A 15,372-nucleotide genomic window follows, 5' to 3' on the forward strand; every position below is an offset into this window, starting at 1 on the left:
TCGCCATATCGCGTTGGGAGGGGTTTAAGAGGTCGAGGAGGAATGTCCGCTAACCTCCCAAACTCGGACATTCCCGAAACCCGTTCCCAATCGGGAAAGGGCGGTTGAGAGTGGCATTCGCGGGCCGAGGAAGGTAAGATCGAAAGATTACTCCATGAGGACTCAAAGCTCGATGCGGTTAACCGGCATGTGCCTCGCTTCGTTTCTATCCCTCTTGGCGCTTTCCGGCGTAGCAGCAGCAAGCACTCCTCCGCCCCCTCCGCCTTACGTCTTTTCTGCCAGCGACGTGCTGACCAATGCCGTGAACAAGGATCAGGCAAAGATTGCAAAGTTCTTTGCTGACGATGTGACCGCGAGCATTAACGGCCAGCGTATCGCGACAGACAAGGCCTCCTGGCTGAAATGGTGGGCGCATGATCGCTCGCACTATTTTGGCAAGACTGTAGGCTATAGCATGGGTCAGAAAGGGAACGGCGCCCTGCTCGTGCTGGATCAATTCGATACGCAGGATTATTCCACCAATCCGTGGCCTGCTGGCGACCCCTGGCCTTCTACTCGTTCCACTTTCTACCGTTTTGGCTCCGATGGTCTGATTCACTCAGTCAACATTAACGAAGTGGACTCGTTCTACAGGGCTGCGAAATAACGCCACAACGTAGCTTTGTGCTTTCCCAAAACGAGATCGGACAGGATTTCGGGAAGGTGCCCAGATTCTCTTTTCCCGATCCCTTCGGGAAATCCGCTATAGCCTCGCTGGCCGTTCGTTTGTGGGAACGGCAGGAAGCGCCCGATTGCGGCCACCGATCTCATGTGACACTTCTGTTCACATGAGATCCCAACTGCTGCTTGCCATGACGCTTCTCACGAGTTGCCCGTCCAGCGGTCGTTCCGGTCAGTCCTCTGGCCCAGTCGTTAAAAGCGGCATCTTCCACACTGGCGAGTATGCTCATTTAGAGACATCCGATGGAGACGTATTTGAGCTTCGTGTGCAAGACACGCGAGATCGTCAGCGGCTCTATGCTCTTGCGCCAATTACGCCTGAAACTACGGAGCCGCAGTGCCTTAACCTACGTGTTGCCGGGAAGGTGAATGGAGCGAAAGAGCTAGGGCGTTCCATCTTTGTAGTTTCCAGGGTCATTAGAGCCAGCGCGATCCGCTGCGTAGACGACGTCCGCTAACCACCCAACTATCGCCGTTCAGCGGCCGGATGTGCAGAAAATCCGGTTTCAATCGCAACTGTACGAAAAACAGGTAGTTTAAGCCGCAGAGGGCTCGACCAGAGAGCTATCGTTCCTATTGCTGGAGCCGTCGCTATGGCCAGCAATCATGTGTTTACCGATACCATCGGTCAGCAGCCCTCGCTGGGCGGTCTGGGTTGTGAATTATTGCATTGTCGTCTCTGCCCCCGATGATGAGCGAAGGTGGAGCGAAGCGGAACCGGAGGCTGGCAATGGCGGTGTCGCCGCTTCCGGCGGAGGGCGGTAGCCCAGGCTGCTATGTGGCCGGACAGTGTTGTTGTGGCGCCGCCACGCATCGAATTGTTTATCGATCATAGTGTAATCGTCTGCGTGACTGAAAGTTATCACCTATCATTAGACCAAGCATTCTAATGCTATCTATCAAAATGGCGCTGGTATTGCACGACTAATGCGCGCTACTAAGATTTTGCTATTTTTCGTGATTAAGCTTGCCGACCATATGCCTGCCGAAAGATAGAAGGCTCGGCCAGCGCCGTCTGCAATTAACTCCATATCGCCGGGGGTTAGTAGGCTACCTGCAGCGCGTGTTCCGTCTCCAACCCAGCCAATTTGTTTTAATGGAAACAGTACGACCGCCTCCTTTGGATCCGTCAGTGTAATAAGATCATCATCTTTGTTATCATGATCACCGTTATTTATAGCGGAACGTCGCCATTCTTCAGCGGCTGTGTCAATCACGCTGATTTCTGTGACAGAAGATCCATATTCTATGATTTGATCCTGAAGGTTGCGGAACATCCGTATAACTTCGAATGCCTGCTCGTTCACCAAAGAATATGTCGGATCAAAGTAGCTCTCGATACCGCCGGAGCATTTCTCTTGTTTGCTACCCATCCACTGATAAACAGTCTCAACTTCAACATGGTTCGCCGCTGCGGGTGGGATAAGTCTGTCGATAGGAACGACTGGATTGAGGTAGACGGCAGCTACCTTACGCTCGCAAAACCCAGCCTCTGAGCTAGGTTTTGCTGTCGCGTACAAGCGTATGACATTAATATGTGGCGCGCCCGGCGGGGGCGGGGGCAGCAAGACCATTCGATTGACCATGGCCGCATCAATCGCAGGATGGCCCGGTTTAAGGAGAGCTTCTGCAAGTTGCTCTGGTGGCATCTTGTATGCATCGTAGATGGAAACGCCTGGTCCGTTTTTGCGGACTTCAAAGGCGGCGTGTGCAACAGCTTGCAGTGCGAGCGCAGTTAGAAGCATGTGAGACTACCCATGTATGATCAATGTGCAGTCTCCACGCAGGATACGCGTGTGGCAACCACAAGCTTCGATAGTCGCTTGCGTTGGATGCATCTTCATGGAGCTTTGGCTGCCAGCATTCCGTGAATCGCGCCGAGAAGTGCCTTCGACCCTTGGCACTCGGCCGCGAGAACTACCTTTTCGCCGGTTTCAACAAGGGCGACGGCGATCTGCACGCTTATCCAGATCGCCCGGCTTAACTTCGTCGACCCCGAAGCTTGGCCGCGCGACGTGCTCACCCGCATTGCGGAGAGATAAGCGACACACCCGCCCCTCATTGATGATGTGCGACAAACAGGTGTTTGACGTTTGGTGACGACGGTAGGTGACGATCACGTCACTACGTCCGTAGCCGCGAGACCAAATGGCATAAGGGTCATAACGCGGAGATGAACGGATGTCCGAAGTTGGGGAGCGGGAAGCGTGCCCTGAGTGACCGCAAATGGGTCATTCTGCTTGTGCGGCGACAAACGCCAGCGGAGCGCCTCATTCGGCACAACCACCGCGATGAATCATTGCTAGCGTCGTCAAAATCAGAGGGCGATCCCCGCCGAAGGGGCGGTGTGCAGCCGTTCGATATCCTGGCGCGGCGGTGCGCCAAACAGGCGGCGATATTCGCGGCTGAACTGCGACGGGCTTTCATAGCCGACCGCGAAGCCCGCCGTGCCCGCGGTAGCGCCGCCGACCAGCATCAGCCGGCGCGCTTCCTGCAGGCGCAACTGCTTTTGATATTCGAGCGGGGTCATGCGCGTGATCGCCTTGAAATGCGCATGGAGCGAGGAGGGACTCATGCCCGCCTCGGCGGCGACCTCGTCGATGCGGATCGGCGCGTCGAAGCGGCGACGGATCGCGGCAATGGCGCGGCTGATCTGGTTGAGGTGGCTGCCTGCCGTCACGAGGTGGCGAAGCATCGGTCCGTGCGGCCCCGTGAGCAGCCGGTAGAGGATTTCCCGTTCGATCAGCGGCGCCAGGACCCGGATCGTGTCCGGCCGGTCGAGCAGTCCGACCAGCCGGCATGCGGCGTCGATCAGGTCGGGGTCGCTGGGATAGACGCCTAGGACCGGCAGGTCGGTGTGCGGCACAACTCCACCCTCCGCCACCATCAGGTCGGACAGCATCGCGGGATCGAGGTCGATCTTGCAACAGAGATAAGGGCGATCGGGGCTGGCATCGATCACGTGGCCGACCAGCGGGAGGTCGACAGAGACCAGGAGATAATGCGCGGCGTCGTAGACGACGCTATGATCGCCGATCGAGACGCGTTTCGATCCCTGGGCTATCAGGCAAAGCGATGCCTCATAGACGGCCGGCGTCGGGGTGCTCGGTTGATCGGCCCGGATCAGTGATACATGCGGCATCGCGGTCTTACAAATGCCTGATCCGGTGACATGAAGATCGATGATGGCAGCAAGTTCGGTGATCCGGTCCATGCCAACCGTCATCCGTCACGCCGCCGGCATGCGCAAGCGGGCAGAGCAAGTTCTGGAGGATCGTGCAAAGCGTTAGGACGATCGCTCTACCGCTGCCCGACGCTGCGGCATCATCTTGCTGGCTGTCACTTCAACGCAAGGAAAGCATCATGACAGCCAGCATCGACAAGGTCGTCCTCATCACCGGCGCTTCGAGCGGGATCGGCGAGGCGACGGCGCGCGAACTGACCGCGGCCGGCGCGCGCCTCTTCATCGGGGCGCGTCGCGGGGAGCGGTTGCAGGCATTGGCCGAGGAACTGGGCGAGACGGTCGCGTGGCGCACCCTCGACGTGACGAACGGCGCCGACTTCGACGCCTTTGTGGAAGCGGCGGAGGCGCGGTTCGGGCAGGTCGATGTGCTGGTCAACAATGCCGGCGTGATGCCGCTGTCGCCGCTCGCGGCGCTGAAGCGGGACGAGTGGAAGCGGATGATCGACGTCAACATTCACGGCGTACTCAACGGCATCGCCGCAGTGCTGCCCCGGTTCGTGGCGCAGAAAAGCGGCCATATCGTCAACGTCGCCTCGGTCGCGGCGCACATGGTGATGCCCACCGCGGCAGTCTATTGCGGAACCAAGCATGCGGTTCGCGCCATCACCGAGGGGTTGCGGCAGGAGCATGACGAGATCCGGTCGACGCTGATCTCTCCGGGTGTCGTCGCAACCGAACTGGGCCACGACATTACCGATCCCGACGTCGCAACGGCTTTGACGGGGTGGCGAAAGAAGTCGCTGACCCCGGATGCGATCGCACGGGCGGTTCGCTATGCGCTGGAGCAGCCCGAGGGTGTCGACATCAACGAGGTGATCGTCCGCCCGACCGCAGCGGACATGTAACGGCTTCGGCGTGCCGGCTCTTGTGGCCGGCACGCCCGCGCTATCATCAGGCCGTCGCCCCGCCATCGATGTTGAGCGTGGTGCCGGTGATGTAGCTCGCATCCGGTCCGGCGAGGAAGGCGACCGCGCCCGCGATCTCCTCGACCTTGCCGTAGCGGCCGAGCGGAATTGCGTGCAGCACCTGCCCGGCGAATTCGCTGTCGGCTGGGTTCATGTCGGTGTCGATCGGCCCCGGCTGCACGGTGTTGACCAGGATGTTGCGGGCAGCGAGGTCCTTGGCCCAACCGCGCGCCAGTGCCGCCACCGCTGCCTTGGTCGCGCTGTAAACGGTGGTCGCGGGGAAGGCCATCTCGCCCGAGATGCTGCCGATCAGGATGATGCGGCCACCGTCGCGGAGATGCGGCAAGGCCGCGCGGGTGCCGACGTGCAGGCCCTTCACGTTAACGCCGAACTGACGGTCGTACGTCTCATCGGTGTCCTCGGTAACGGAGGAAAACTCGGCCACCCCGGCATTGTGGACCAGGATGTCGATCCCACCCAGGGCGGCGGCGGCCTGTTCGACGCCCGAGCGCTGCGAAGTGGGGTCGGCGGCATCGGCCTGAAAGGCGAAGGCAGTGCCGCCCGCGCTCTCAATCGCCGCCACGGTGGCGTCGGCTGCGGCCTTGTTGCCCGCGTAGGTGATCGCCACGGTGGCGCCATCGGCCGCCAGTCGCTTGGCGATGGCCGAGCCGATGCCGCGCGATCCGCCGGTGACGAGCGCTGTCTTGCGTGCAAGGGACATGTGCATTCTCCAAAAATCGGGCCCGCGATCACGGCATCGTGCGCTGTCGGCAGGCAGAAAATGGGGTGACGCTTTAACAGTTCAATAATGCCGAACTATTGAATTAACTTTTGTCCCCTATATCTGTCGCATGGCCCGCTTCACCCATCCCCGGCTGGAGGACGTTCCGCTCGATCTGGCGCTGCACGCGCTGGCCGATCCCAATCGGCTGGGCATGGTGGCGCGGCTCGCCGCGACCGAGCGGCTGAGTTGCACCGATGCCGCGCCGTGCGAGTCCATTCCGAAGAGCACGCTGTCCAACCATTTGAAGCTGCTGCGCGCGGCGGGGCTTATTGAAACCACGCAGGCTGGGCGCGAGATGATCAACACGCTGCGCCGCGCCGAATTCGACCAGCGCTTTCCCGGCCTGCTCGACGCGGTGCTTGCCAACCGGACGGCCTGATTACCCGCCGATCGTGTCGAGTTCGGCCACGGCGTCGTCAGGCAGTGTCAGCGAGGCTGCGGCGAGGTTTTCTTGGAGGTGCGCGACCGACGAGGTGCCGGGAATTAACAGGATATTTGGCGATCGCTGGAGCCGCCAGGCCAGCGCCACCTGCATCGGTGTCGCCTCCAGCCGTGCCGCCACGTCGGAGAGCGCCGCGGACTGGAGCGGGCTGAACCCGCCGAGCGGGAAGAAGGGGACATAGGCGATGCCCTCCGCCGCCAGCGCGTCGATGAAGGCATCGTCATCGCGGTGGGCGAGGTTGTACTGGTTCTGGACGCCAACGATCTCGGCGATGCCCCGGGCTTCCTTGAGTTGCGTCGGTGTCACGTTGCTGAGGCCGATATGGCGCACCAGCCCCCGGCGCTGGAGATCCGCCACCGCCTTCAGCGGCGCGGCGAGCGATCCTTCCGCCGGTCCGTGGACGTCGAACATCAGGCGCAGATTGACGACGTCGAGTGTCTCCAGCCCGAGGTTCGTCAGATTGTCCTCGACCGCGCGGACCAGTTCGTTCGGCTCGAACGCGGGCAGCCAGGATGCATCATCGCCGCGCCGCGCGCCGATCTTGGTCACGATCAGCAGGTCGTCGGGGTAGGGGGCCAGCGCCTCGCGGATCAGCCGGTTGGTGACATGCGGGCCGTAAAAGTCGCTGGTGTCGATATGGTTGACTCCAGCTTCGACGGCAGCGCGCAGGACGGCGAGCGCCGCATCATGGTCGCGCGGCGGTCCGAACACGCCGGGGCCGGCGAGTTGCATTGCGCCGTAGCCAAGCCGCTTCACGGCGCGTCCGACGAAAGAATAGGTGCCTGCCTGGTCGGTCATCATAGGTCTCATGTGCTGGCCCCGAGATACGGCTTGCGGATTATGGCGATAAGCCGGAGTGATCCGCATGGGCTGTACGGAGAACCGAACGATGAAGGCTGATCTTACCGATCTCAACGCGTTCCTGGCGGTCGCGCAGGCGCGCGGGTTTCGCGACGCGTCGCGCACCGTCGGATCGAGCGCCTCGACGCTCAGCGAAGCGGTGCGGCGGCTGGAGGCGCGGCTGGGCGTCCGCCTGCTCCATCGCACCACGCGTAGCGTTGTGCCGACCGAGGCGGGGACGCGGCTGATCGAGCGGCTGGCGCCGGCGTTGGGCGAGGTGGAGGCGGCGCTCAATGTCGTGAACCTGTTCCGCGACCGGCCTGTGGGCACGCTCAGGCTCAACGTGCCGGTCAGCGCGGCGAGGCTGGTACTGCCGGCGATCCTGCCCGGATTTCTGGTCGCTTATCCCGACATCCAAGTCGAGATCGCCGCCGAGGACGGCTTCGTCGATATGGTGGCGTCGGGCTGCGACGCGGGCATCCGCTATGACGAACGGCTGGAGCAGGACATGATCGCGGTGCCGATCGGTCCGCGCGTCCAGCGCTTCGCGACGGCAGCGGCCCCGGCCTATCTCGACGCGCGTGGGCGACCCGACCATCCGCGCGACCTGCTCGATCACGCCTGTTTGCGCGGCCGATTCACCAGTGGCGCGCTGACCAGTCCATGGGAATTCGAGCGTTCGGGCGAGATCGTGCGGATCGAGCCACAGGGGCCGCTGATCGCCAGCGTGTCCGGTGCGGCGGACCTGCTGGTCGATATCGCCGTCGCGGGCGGTGGGATCATCCACCTGTTCGAGGACTGGCTCCGGCCGGTGCTCGCCAGTGGCGCGCTGGAACCGGTGCTGCCCGATTGGTGGCAGTCCTTCTCCGGCCCGTTCCTCTATTATTCCGGCCGCCGTCTGGTGCCGCCGCCGCTGCGCGCGTTCGTCGATTATATTCGCGCCTAAAGCATCGCGAGCGGCTCGGGGCCGCGTGGCGGCGGAAACAGGTCGTTGAGACGTTGTAGCTCGGCTTCGGACAGTGTGAGGTCTAGCGCCGCCCGGTTGTCTCGAACATGGGCGATAGACCCGGCCTTGGGGATGGGGAGGATGCCGTCTCGCGCCAGCAACCAAGCGAGAGCGAGTTGCGCGGGCGTGGCGTCGCGTTCGGCAGCCATCTGGGTAAGGCTGGGATGGGCGACCAGGCGGCCTTGCTCGACGGGGCTGTAGGCCATGACCAGCACCCGGTGACGCGCAAGCCACGGTAACAGGTCGTATTCAGGGCCACGCCGGGTGAGGTTATAGAGGATCTGGTCGGTCTGACAGCCTGCGCCGCCTCTCGCGACGAGTTCTTCCATGTCGTCGGTGTCGAGATTGCTGACGCCCCAGCGCAGGATCTTGCCCGCCGCGACCAGCCGCTCCATCGCCTCGACCGTCTCGGCGAGCGGAACATTGCCGCGCCAGTGCAGCAGGTACAGGTCGAGCCGGTCGGTGCCGAGGCGTTCGAGGCTCGCCTCGCAGGCTCGCGAGAGCCGGTCGCGCGAGGCATTCTGGGGATAGGCCTTGCTGACGAGGAACACCTCGTCGCGGACACCCGCGATCGCCTCGCCGACGAGCCGCTCGGACTCGCCATCGGCATACATCTCGGCGGTATCGATCAGGTTCAGGCCGAGCGACAGCCCTTCGCGCAGTGCGGCGATCTCGTCCGATCGGCGGGCAGGGTCTTCCGCCATCATCCAGGTGCCCTGGCCGAGCGCGGGGACGGGCGTACCGTCGGGGAAGCGGATCGTCTTCATGCGGCGGTCAACGTCCGACGCCGCGGATCGGCACAAGTCCCGCTCGGTGGCGTTGAGTCGCCGGAGGTATGGATGACCGAAGACGATGAACGCTGGATGCGCCGCGCGATCGAGATAGCGCGATCGAAGGGATCCGATCCGTCGACGTCGCCGCTCGGATCGGTGATCGTGCTCGACGGCAGGGAGATCGCGGCCGAGCGCAACCAGACCGAAGAACTGCCCGACGCCACAGCCCATGCCGAGATGATGGCGATCCGCCGCGCGTGCGAGGGGATCGGCGAACTGGAGCTGCGGGGGGCGACGCTCTACTCTACGCTCCAGCCGTGCGGCATGTGCACCATGGCCTCGATCTGGTCCAAGGTCGGCCGGGTCGTCTATGGTGCCGAGCGCAAAGATGTGCACCCGATGTATTTCGAGGCACGCCATGTTGATACGCTGGCGTTCATCACCGACGCCTATCGCGACGACATCGTGATCGAGGGCGGCTGCCTGCGCGCGGAATGCGCCAGCCTCTATTACCCGCCCGACGCCGATCTGCCGCGCGAAGAGCAGGCGAACCTGTGACGGAACCCGAGACGTTGACGCTCGGCCCGAACGGCTGGATGCCCAACAACCCGGCATTGCCGGTGCTGATGTATCGCGGCGTCGTCCCCAAGGGCGACCCTGACGCGATCGAGGGCACACTCCGTGGGAATGGCTGGCGCCCGGATTGGCGCGATAGCGTCTATCCGTATCACCATTATCATTCGTCCGCGCATGAGGCGCTCGCCTGTGTCGACGGCTCGGCCGACGTGATGTTGGGCGGGGAAGATGGGCACATAGTGCCCATCGCCGCGGGCGATCTGCTCGTGCTGCCGGCGGGGACCGGGCATTGCCGGATCACCGCCAGCACCGACTTCCTGCTGGTCGGCGCCTATCCTGACGGGCAGGTGTGGGACGTCTGCCGCGAAGCCGCCGATGCGGCAACACTGGCGCGCATCGCCGCCGTACCGATTCCCGCCGCCGATCCGATCGGGGGCCGAGACGGCCTTCTTCCTCATCTGTGGAGCGACAAGTCATGATCGACATCAACACGGCATCGGCGGACGAGATCGACGCCGTGCCGCAGCTCAAGGGACATGGGTTCGAGATCGTCCGCTACCGCGAGGAGCGCGGTCGTTTCGAAGCCGTCCGGCAACTCGAAGAAGTGCCGGGCCTCGCCGGTAAGATCGAAGGACTGAATGGGTCCGTGCGCGCCGGCTGATCGCAAATCGTCGGCGTGATCCAGATGCGAAGTGCATCATCTCTGCACGCGGAAAGGACAGCCCAAACACGCGTTGCAAATTGTGCCAATGCGCTGTAGCAACGTGCTGTGCAGGCGGTACCTGCGCGCTGGTTGAATCAAGTACTTAGCGAGCAGCTTTGCTAGGATGGAAATCCTGTCGCCCCAGCCAGTCTTGATAAGGCCGGCAATTATAGCCACTTTTTGATAGAAGTGGCGGAAGCGTGGGGCAGATTTTCGGGGGCAGTCCCAGATTGCTCCATTCTCTAGCGGCTGCCTGCATCTTTCACTTGGACTTCCCGCCTACGCCGCTAGGTTTCCCACATGGGGGTGGGGGACGTCATGGCGAAAGCGAAGGCGCGCAATATCGAGACTTGGGAAGTTGCGCTGATCAAGGCGCTATGGAGGCGGGAGCAGCACACCAAGGACCAGATCATCTCCTTGTTCAGTTGGCCGGATCGCACGGTCAATCCCTACCCGGTGCGCTGAACAAGGAGGTTCCAATTGCGCCTGTCGACGGACCTGCCGCTGCAACGTAAGCCCATTGAGGTTGTCTTCGGCGGGATTGCCCCGCGCCGGCAAAGGCGCGATTCGATGTTACCGATGTCCCTGATCTTATGGATTGAGCCGCCCAATCACGGCAATTGCCGGTGAGTGTTGCGCAAGGCACTACCTGGCTGATCTGCTTCACGGCAATCGCTGGTGTGATCGGTCGGCCGTTCCGCTGGCCGGAAGCGGTGTGGGCGGTTCTGGGCGCAGCGTTGCTCGTGCTCTTTGGCCTCCTGCCCATCAGCAGCGCGGCGGAAGCTGTTTCAAAGGGAGCGGATGTATACCTGTTCCTTACCGGCATGATGCTGCTGAGCGAGGTTGCGCGTGAACACAAGGTGTTCGACTGGGTGGCGGCCACTGCCGCCATTCACGCGCGCGGATCGTCGCCGCGGCTGTTTGCGCTGGTCTACGCTGCCGGCATCGTCACCACGACCTTTCTATCGAACGATGCCACTGCCGTCGTTCTCACACCTGCCGTTTACGCGGCTGCCAAAAAGGCGAACGCAGAGCCAATGCCGTTGCTGTTCGCCTGCGCGCTGATCGCCAATGCTGCGAGTTTCGTTCTGCCGATCTCCAATCCCGCCAATCTCGTTCTCTACGGTGGGCACATGCCGCCGCTTGGAGCGTGGTTCGGCTCGTTCGCGCTGCCGTCCGTGGCCGCCATCGGCGTCACCTTCGTGGCGCTGCGCTGGTATGAGCGGCAACGGATTGCGGGGCACTGCGTCAGCGACGTCGAGCGCGAACCATTGTCACCGGGTGGCAAGGCGGCGCTCGCCGGCATTGCCGGCACGGCCGGTCTGCTGATTGTCATGTCTGCGTTGGATGCGCAGCTCGGCCTGCCGACGGCGCTGACAGGGTTGATGACGGCGCTCGGCGTATGCCTGCTCACCCGGCGATCTCTCGCTGGCCCGGTGCGCGGGGTCGCGTGGAGCGTGCTGGCGCTGGTCGCTGGATTGTTCGTGCTGGTGGAAGCCCTGGAGCGCACCGGCATGATCGCCGCAGCCGTCAGGAGCCTGCAGGCCTCGTCGGCCAATCCGCCGCTTGCTGCTGCGGTTTCGGGAGCGCTCCTCGCCTTTGGCTCCAACCTGATCAACAACCTCCCGGCCGGGCTGATCGCCAACACGGCAATCGTCCAGGCACATCCGCCGCGGCTCGTCGTAGACGGGCTGTTGATCAGCGTCGACCTCGGGCCGAACCTGTCGATCACCGGCAGTCTCGCCACCATCCTATGGCTTCAGGCAATCCGCCGCGAGGGCGCGGACATCGACTTTGCGACCTTTCTCAAGGTGGGCGTGGTGACGATGCCGCCTGCACTCGTCGCTGCGCTCGGCGCACGAATTCTTATCGGCTGACAGCGGCAAGAACGCACATGGAGGACGGGATGCCCGCTGATGTCGAGGGACTGATGCCGGGCGGCTTCGCGGTGGTTGCCAGGCAGTTACGCCACTTGCCAGCAGCGGATGCGCTGGTCCTGGTGGAACGTCTGCGGGCCAAAGTTGGCGCAAGGCCGGGCCGATCGGTGCGACGTGGCTTCTGATCAGGTTGGCGGGGTGGTGCAACCATCCCGCTCCCTCATCCAAACAGGGGCTTGCCTGTCGCGGTCGACGTTATCGTATGCTGTAAAATCGACAGTGCTGCCTTGTGCTCCGTTTGCATGGTGCCCGCCCGCGATTGCCGCTGCTCCTCCCTATGAACCCTGACGATTTCCATGCTGCCTGGCTTGATCCCCACCGTCCATTCGTCCTACGAGATACATAATAACATAACGTAACCAAAGGGTTTGATATGAGATCGCTCGCGATCGCACTTTCCGCTGCGTGCGTGTTTTCAGCACCGGTTCTGGCGCAGGCTTCAGACCAAGCCGCCGATCCGGATAATGTGGATGTCGAGCGCAGCGAGATCATCGTGACTGGAAGCCGCTTCGGCGGCCGTACCGCCACACAATCCTCTACCCCGGTGGATGCCATCTCACGCGAGGAACTGCAGCAGAGCGGCCGGGTGGATCTCATTCAGATGCTCAAGGTCCAGGTGCCAAGCTTCAGCGCGCCTAGGCCGCTTGCGTCGGGCGTTGGCGACTTCATTCAGCCGCCGTCGCTGCGCGGACTGGGTGCCGGCGAACTGCTCGTGCTCGTCAACGGCAAGCGTCGGCATACGACGGCGGATCTGAACTCCAGCAACGGGATCGGACGCGGCGACGTCGCGGTCGACTTCAATGCTATACCGACGCTGGCGCTGTCACGGATCGAAGTCTTGCGGGACGGCGCTGCGGCCCAGTACGGCTCCGACGCGATCTCGGGCGTCATCAACATGATCCTCGATTGCTCCACCGGCACGCGGGCGCAGGCAAGCTACATCCAGACCACCGAGGGGGATGGCGATACCTATGAGGTTTCTGCCTCGACCGGCGTGCGACTTGGCGTGGACGGTGTGTTCCGACTTACCGCCGCCTATCAAGATCGCGGCGGCACCAATCGCGCCCGCCCGGACACGCGGCAACAGTATTTCGGCTTGAACGCCGCCGGCCGGCCGGTTGCGCCATCGGCAAATTACGGATCGGGCGTTAGCCTTACGCCCAGCAACGGCGCCCTCGATCCGCGAGAGGCAGGGTTCGATCGCAACGTCTTCCAACAAGGCGACCAGCCGAGCCGCAACTATCAGCTCTTCTACAACCTGGTGGCGCAAATGGCCGGTAGCGCCGAGCTGTACAGCTTTGGCGGGTATAATCGGCTGAATGGCGATATCCGGTACCTGTTCCGCCGCGCTGGCCAGGATGAAACCGTGCGCGCGCTCTACCCTGATGGCTATAGCCCCGGGCTCGACACCCGTTTCGAGAATCTCTCAACCGCACTCGGTGTGCGCGGTGACAATCTGCTCGGCTTCGGATGGGACCTCTCGACCGCCTATGGGCTCAGCACCGTCCGCACACGCTATGTCAACAGCGTCAACGTGTCGCTGGGTGCTGCATCACCGTCGCGCTTTTACCGGGGCGGCAGCGACTTTTATCAATGGACCAGCAATCTCGACTTCACGCGCGAGATCGCCATGGGGGACGATCAGCCGCTGCGCCTCGCTTTCGGCGCTGAATACCGGGAGGAGGATTATCGGCTCTTTTCCGGTGCGCCTGATGGCTATCGCAATGGCGGGGTGCTGATCCCCGATGGCCCCAATGCCGGCCGTCCGGGTCCGATCGGTTCGCAGCCCGGGCCGAGCAACGGCCCCGACGACCATGCTTCGATCGACCGCAACAGCGTTGCCACCTATGCCGAGGTGGAGAAACGGTTTTTCCAGCGCGTGCTTCTTTCCGGCGCCGTCCGGCACGAGCGATATTCCGATTTCGGCAACACGACCAACTTCAAGGTCGCGGGGCGGTTGGCATTGTTCGGCGGCCTGGCACTGCGCGGATCCTACAACACCGGCTTCCGCGCACCTGCGCTGGCGCAGTCAGGCTATAACGCCTCGAACACGCTGATCCTCAACGGGACGCAAGCGATCGTACGGGTTGCGGCCGTCGACAATCCGGCGGCGAGACTGGCCGGGGCAACCGATCTGAAGCCCGAAAAGTCGCGCAACGTTTCGATAGGCGCGGTATTGGAAGAGGGCGGCGTTACGGCAACGCTGGACGCATACCGGATCAAGGTACGCGACCGGATCGCAATTTCATCGACATTCCAGGATACGCGGTTGACCAGCTTCCTGGCCGCCAACGGCCAGTCGGGTTTTGCCGCGCTCTCCTTCCTGACCAATGCGGTGGATACCGACACCCAGGGCGTCGATCTCGTGGTGAACTACCGACATCGTTTCGGTGACGGCAGCCGGTTCAGCGGCACGCTGGCGGGTAATTACAACAAGACCAGGTTCGATCGGATCGCGGGCACGCCTGCGCCGATCGCCGCACTGGGTATCACGACGCCGCTGTTCGACCTTACCCAGCAGTTACGCTTCTCCGACAGCCTTCCGCGCGACAAGGTCACGCTCGACCTCAACTATGCACGCGGGCCTTTCACCCTGTCCGTCACCAATACGCGTTTCGGGGAGGTCTCCACGGTCGCGCTGCTCAACCGTACGCCGGCACAGGTGGCGGCACTGGTAGCCGGCTACGACGTGCAACTGGTGCCAGCCCCGAGTAACGCCGCCAATTCGGACATTATCCAGAAGTTCGGCGCCAAGGTGCTGACCGATGTCGAATTGGGTTGGCAAGCGACACCCGCCCTTCGGCTGAGTGTCGGTGCGCAGAATCTGTTCGATGTCTATCCGGACGAAAACATCGCCTCGACCGTCGCCAGCGTCGCGGCGGGCACCAATGGAGCCGACAATGCCGGGACGCAGCCCTACAACGCGGTATCGCCCTTCGGCTTCAACGGTCGGTCGGTCTTTGTGCGAGCCGGCCTGGCCTTCTGAGCAGGGTCCGTCCCCATCCACCATGTCGGTCGGTTCATGACATGTGTCGATAAGGGGCTTGGCCGAATGTCCCGGTGACACCGGCCGCCACTCACGGTAACCCGCTGCCGTGAACGCCATCCGGCATCTTCTCGCGCAACGCAGTCTTGCCGTGCTGATCTGCGCGGCGGCCTTGCTGCTGAAGCTGCTGGTGCCGACCGGGTACATGATCGAGAGCGACCATGGGGCACTCAGCATCGCGATCTGTTCGGGCACCGCGCCCGCGATGACGATGGCGATGCCCGAAGAGGCCGGGACCATGGCGGCGATGCACGGCACGGCGCCCGGGCACGGCCAATCGAAGGATCATGGCAAATCCGAGATGCCGTGTGCGTATTCGGGCTTGTCGGCGCAGACGCTTGGTGCCGTCGATCCGGTCATGCTGGTGGCGGCGCTTGCCATTGTCGCGACAATGGC

At 62.8% G+C, this 15,372-nt stretch carries 16 protein-coding genes and 1 pseudogene; 11 read left to right on the top strand and 6 right to left on the bottom strand.

What is annotated here, in order from left to right; translation table 11 throughout:
- The first annotated feature begins 154 nt into the window (after positions 1-154).
- Positions 155-646: a hypothetical protein gene (locus Q0U08_RS09980; RefSeq protein ID WP_298091301.1), complete on the top strand. Its 492-nt coding sequence runs from the start codon at positions 155-157 to the stop codon at positions 644-646.
- Positions 647-1,382: 736 nt separating this feature from the next.
- Here Q0U08_RS09980 and Q0U08_RS09985 read toward each other — a convergent pair.
- The 3 genes and pseudogenes from Q0U08_RS09985 to Q0U08_RS09995 form a co-directional block, all read right to left on the bottom strand.
- Positions 1,383-1,559: pseudogene (locus Q0U08_RS09985) on the bottom strand (integrase core domain-containing protein); the annotation flags it as partial.
- 60 nt (positions 1,560-1,619) lie between these two features.
- Positions 1,620-2,465 (bottom strand): hypothetical protein, encoded by an 846-nt coding sequence (locus Q0U08_RS09990; RefSeq protein ID WP_298091302.1) that lies wholly within the window; start codon positions 2,463-2,465, stop codon positions 1,620-1,622.
- A 572-nt stretch (positions 2,466-3,037) separates the two neighbouring features.
- Positions 3,038-3,934: an AraC family transcriptional regulator gene (locus tag Q0U08_RS09995; protein ID WP_298091303.1), complete on the bottom strand. Its 897-nt coding sequence runs from the start codon at positions 3,932-3,934 to the stop codon at positions 3,038-3,040.
- A gap of 149 nt (positions 3,935-4,083) precedes the next feature.
- Between Q0U08_RS09995 and Q0U08_RS10000 the strand changes: the two genes are divergently transcribed.
- Positions 4,084-4,809 carry an SDR family oxidoreductase gene (locus Q0U08_RS10000; RefSeq protein ID WP_298091304.1) on the top strand — a complete coding sequence of 242 codons (726 nt, stop codon included), beginning with the start codon at positions 4,084-4,086 and terminating at the stop codon, positions 4,807-4,809.
- A gap of 46 nt (positions 4,810-4,855) precedes the next feature.
- On the opposite strand, the gene Q0U08_RS10005 is transcribed toward Q0U08_RS10000, so the two are convergent.
- Entirely contained in the window at positions 4,856-5,590 is a 735-nt protein-coding gene (locus Q0U08_RS10005) for an SDR family oxidoreductase (RefSeq protein ID WP_298091305.1), read from the bottom strand.
- A 130-nt stretch (positions 5,591-5,720) separates the two neighbouring features.
- Between Q0U08_RS10005 and Q0U08_RS10010 the strand changes: the two genes are divergently transcribed.
- Positions 5,721-6,032 (top strand): helix-turn-helix transcriptional regulator, encoded by a 312-nt coding sequence (locus Q0U08_RS10010; RefSeq protein ID WP_298091306.1) that lies wholly within the window; start codon positions 5,721-5,723, stop codon positions 6,030-6,032.
- Here the strand turns inward: Q0U08_RS10010 and Q0U08_RS10015 are convergent, their stop codons facing one another.
- Entirely contained in the window at positions 6,033-6,893 is an 861-nt protein-coding gene (locus Q0U08_RS10015; protein WP_367271113.1) for an aldo/keto reductase family oxidoreductase, read from the bottom strand.
- A gap of 91 nt (positions 6,894-6,984) precedes the next feature.
- Here Q0U08_RS10015 and Q0U08_RS10020 point away from each other — a divergent pair, with 91 nt between their 5' ends.
- Positions 6,985-7,881: a LysR family transcriptional regulator gene (locus Q0U08_RS10020; protein WP_298091308.1), complete on the top strand. Its 897-nt coding sequence runs from the start codon at positions 6,985-6,987 to the stop codon at positions 7,879-7,881.
- Here the strand turns inward: Q0U08_RS10020 and Q0U08_RS10025 are convergent.
- Positions 7,878-8,708: an aldo/keto reductase gene (locus Q0U08_RS10025; protein WP_298091309.1), complete on the bottom strand. Its 831-nt coding sequence runs from the start codon at positions 8,706-8,708 to the stop codon at positions 7,878-7,880. The two genes, Q0U08_RS10020 and Q0U08_RS10025, sit on opposite strands and share 4 nt — an antisense overlap.
- Positions 8,709-8,780: 72 nt before the next feature.
- Between Q0U08_RS10025 and Q0U08_RS10030 the strand changes: the two genes are divergently transcribed.
- From Q0U08_RS10030 to Q0U08_RS10060, 7 genes are all read left to right on the top strand, one after another.
- Positions 8,781-9,272, top strand: a complete 492-nt coding sequence (locus Q0U08_RS10030) for a nucleoside deaminase (protein WP_298091310.1) — start codon at positions 8,781-8,783, stop codon at positions 9,270-9,272.
- Positions 9,269-9,769: a cupin gene (locus Q0U08_RS10035; protein WP_298091311.1), complete on the top strand. Its 501-nt coding sequence runs from the start codon at positions 9,269-9,271 to the stop codon at positions 9,767-9,769. The genes Q0U08_RS10030 and Q0U08_RS10035 overlap by 4 nt, the downstream gene beginning before the upstream one ends.
- Positions 9,766-9,951 (top strand): helix-hairpin-helix domain-containing protein, encoded by a 186-nt coding sequence (locus Q0U08_RS10040; protein ID WP_093663943.1) that lies wholly within the window; start codon positions 9,766-9,768, stop codon positions 9,949-9,951. Before Q0U08_RS10035 ends, Q0U08_RS10040 begins: the two co-directional genes overlap by 4 nt.
- A gap of 360 nt (positions 9,952-10,311) precedes the next feature.
- Positions 10,312-10,458, top strand: a complete 147-nt coding sequence (locus Q0U08_RS10045) for a hypothetical protein (RefSeq protein ID WP_298091312.1) — start codon at positions 10,312-10,314, stop codon at positions 10,456-10,458.
- A gap of 161 nt (positions 10,459-10,619) precedes the next feature.
- On the top strand, positions 10,620-11,870 hold the full coding sequence (locus Q0U08_RS10050; RefSeq protein WP_298091313.1) for an arsenic transporter: 1,251 nt from the start codon (positions 10,620-10,622) through the stop codon (positions 11,868-11,870).
- A gap of 433 nt (positions 11,871-12,303) precedes the next feature.
- Positions 12,304-14,916 (top strand): TonB-dependent siderophore receptor, encoded by a 2,613-nt coding sequence (locus Q0U08_RS10055; protein WP_298091314.1) that lies wholly within the window; start codon positions 12,304-12,306, stop codon positions 14,914-14,916.
- A gap of 109 nt (positions 14,917-15,025) precedes the next feature.
- Positions 15,026-15,372 (top strand): hypothetical protein (locus Q0U08_RS10060; RefSeq protein WP_298091315.1); only part of this gene is annotated, 347 nt, incomplete at its 3' end.

Origin of the sequence: uncultured Sphingomonas sp. (assembly GCF_946477935.1) — a bacterium.
Taxonomy (GTDB): Bacteria; Pseudomonadota; Alphaproteobacteria; order Sphingomonadales; family Sphingomonadaceae; genus Sphingomonas.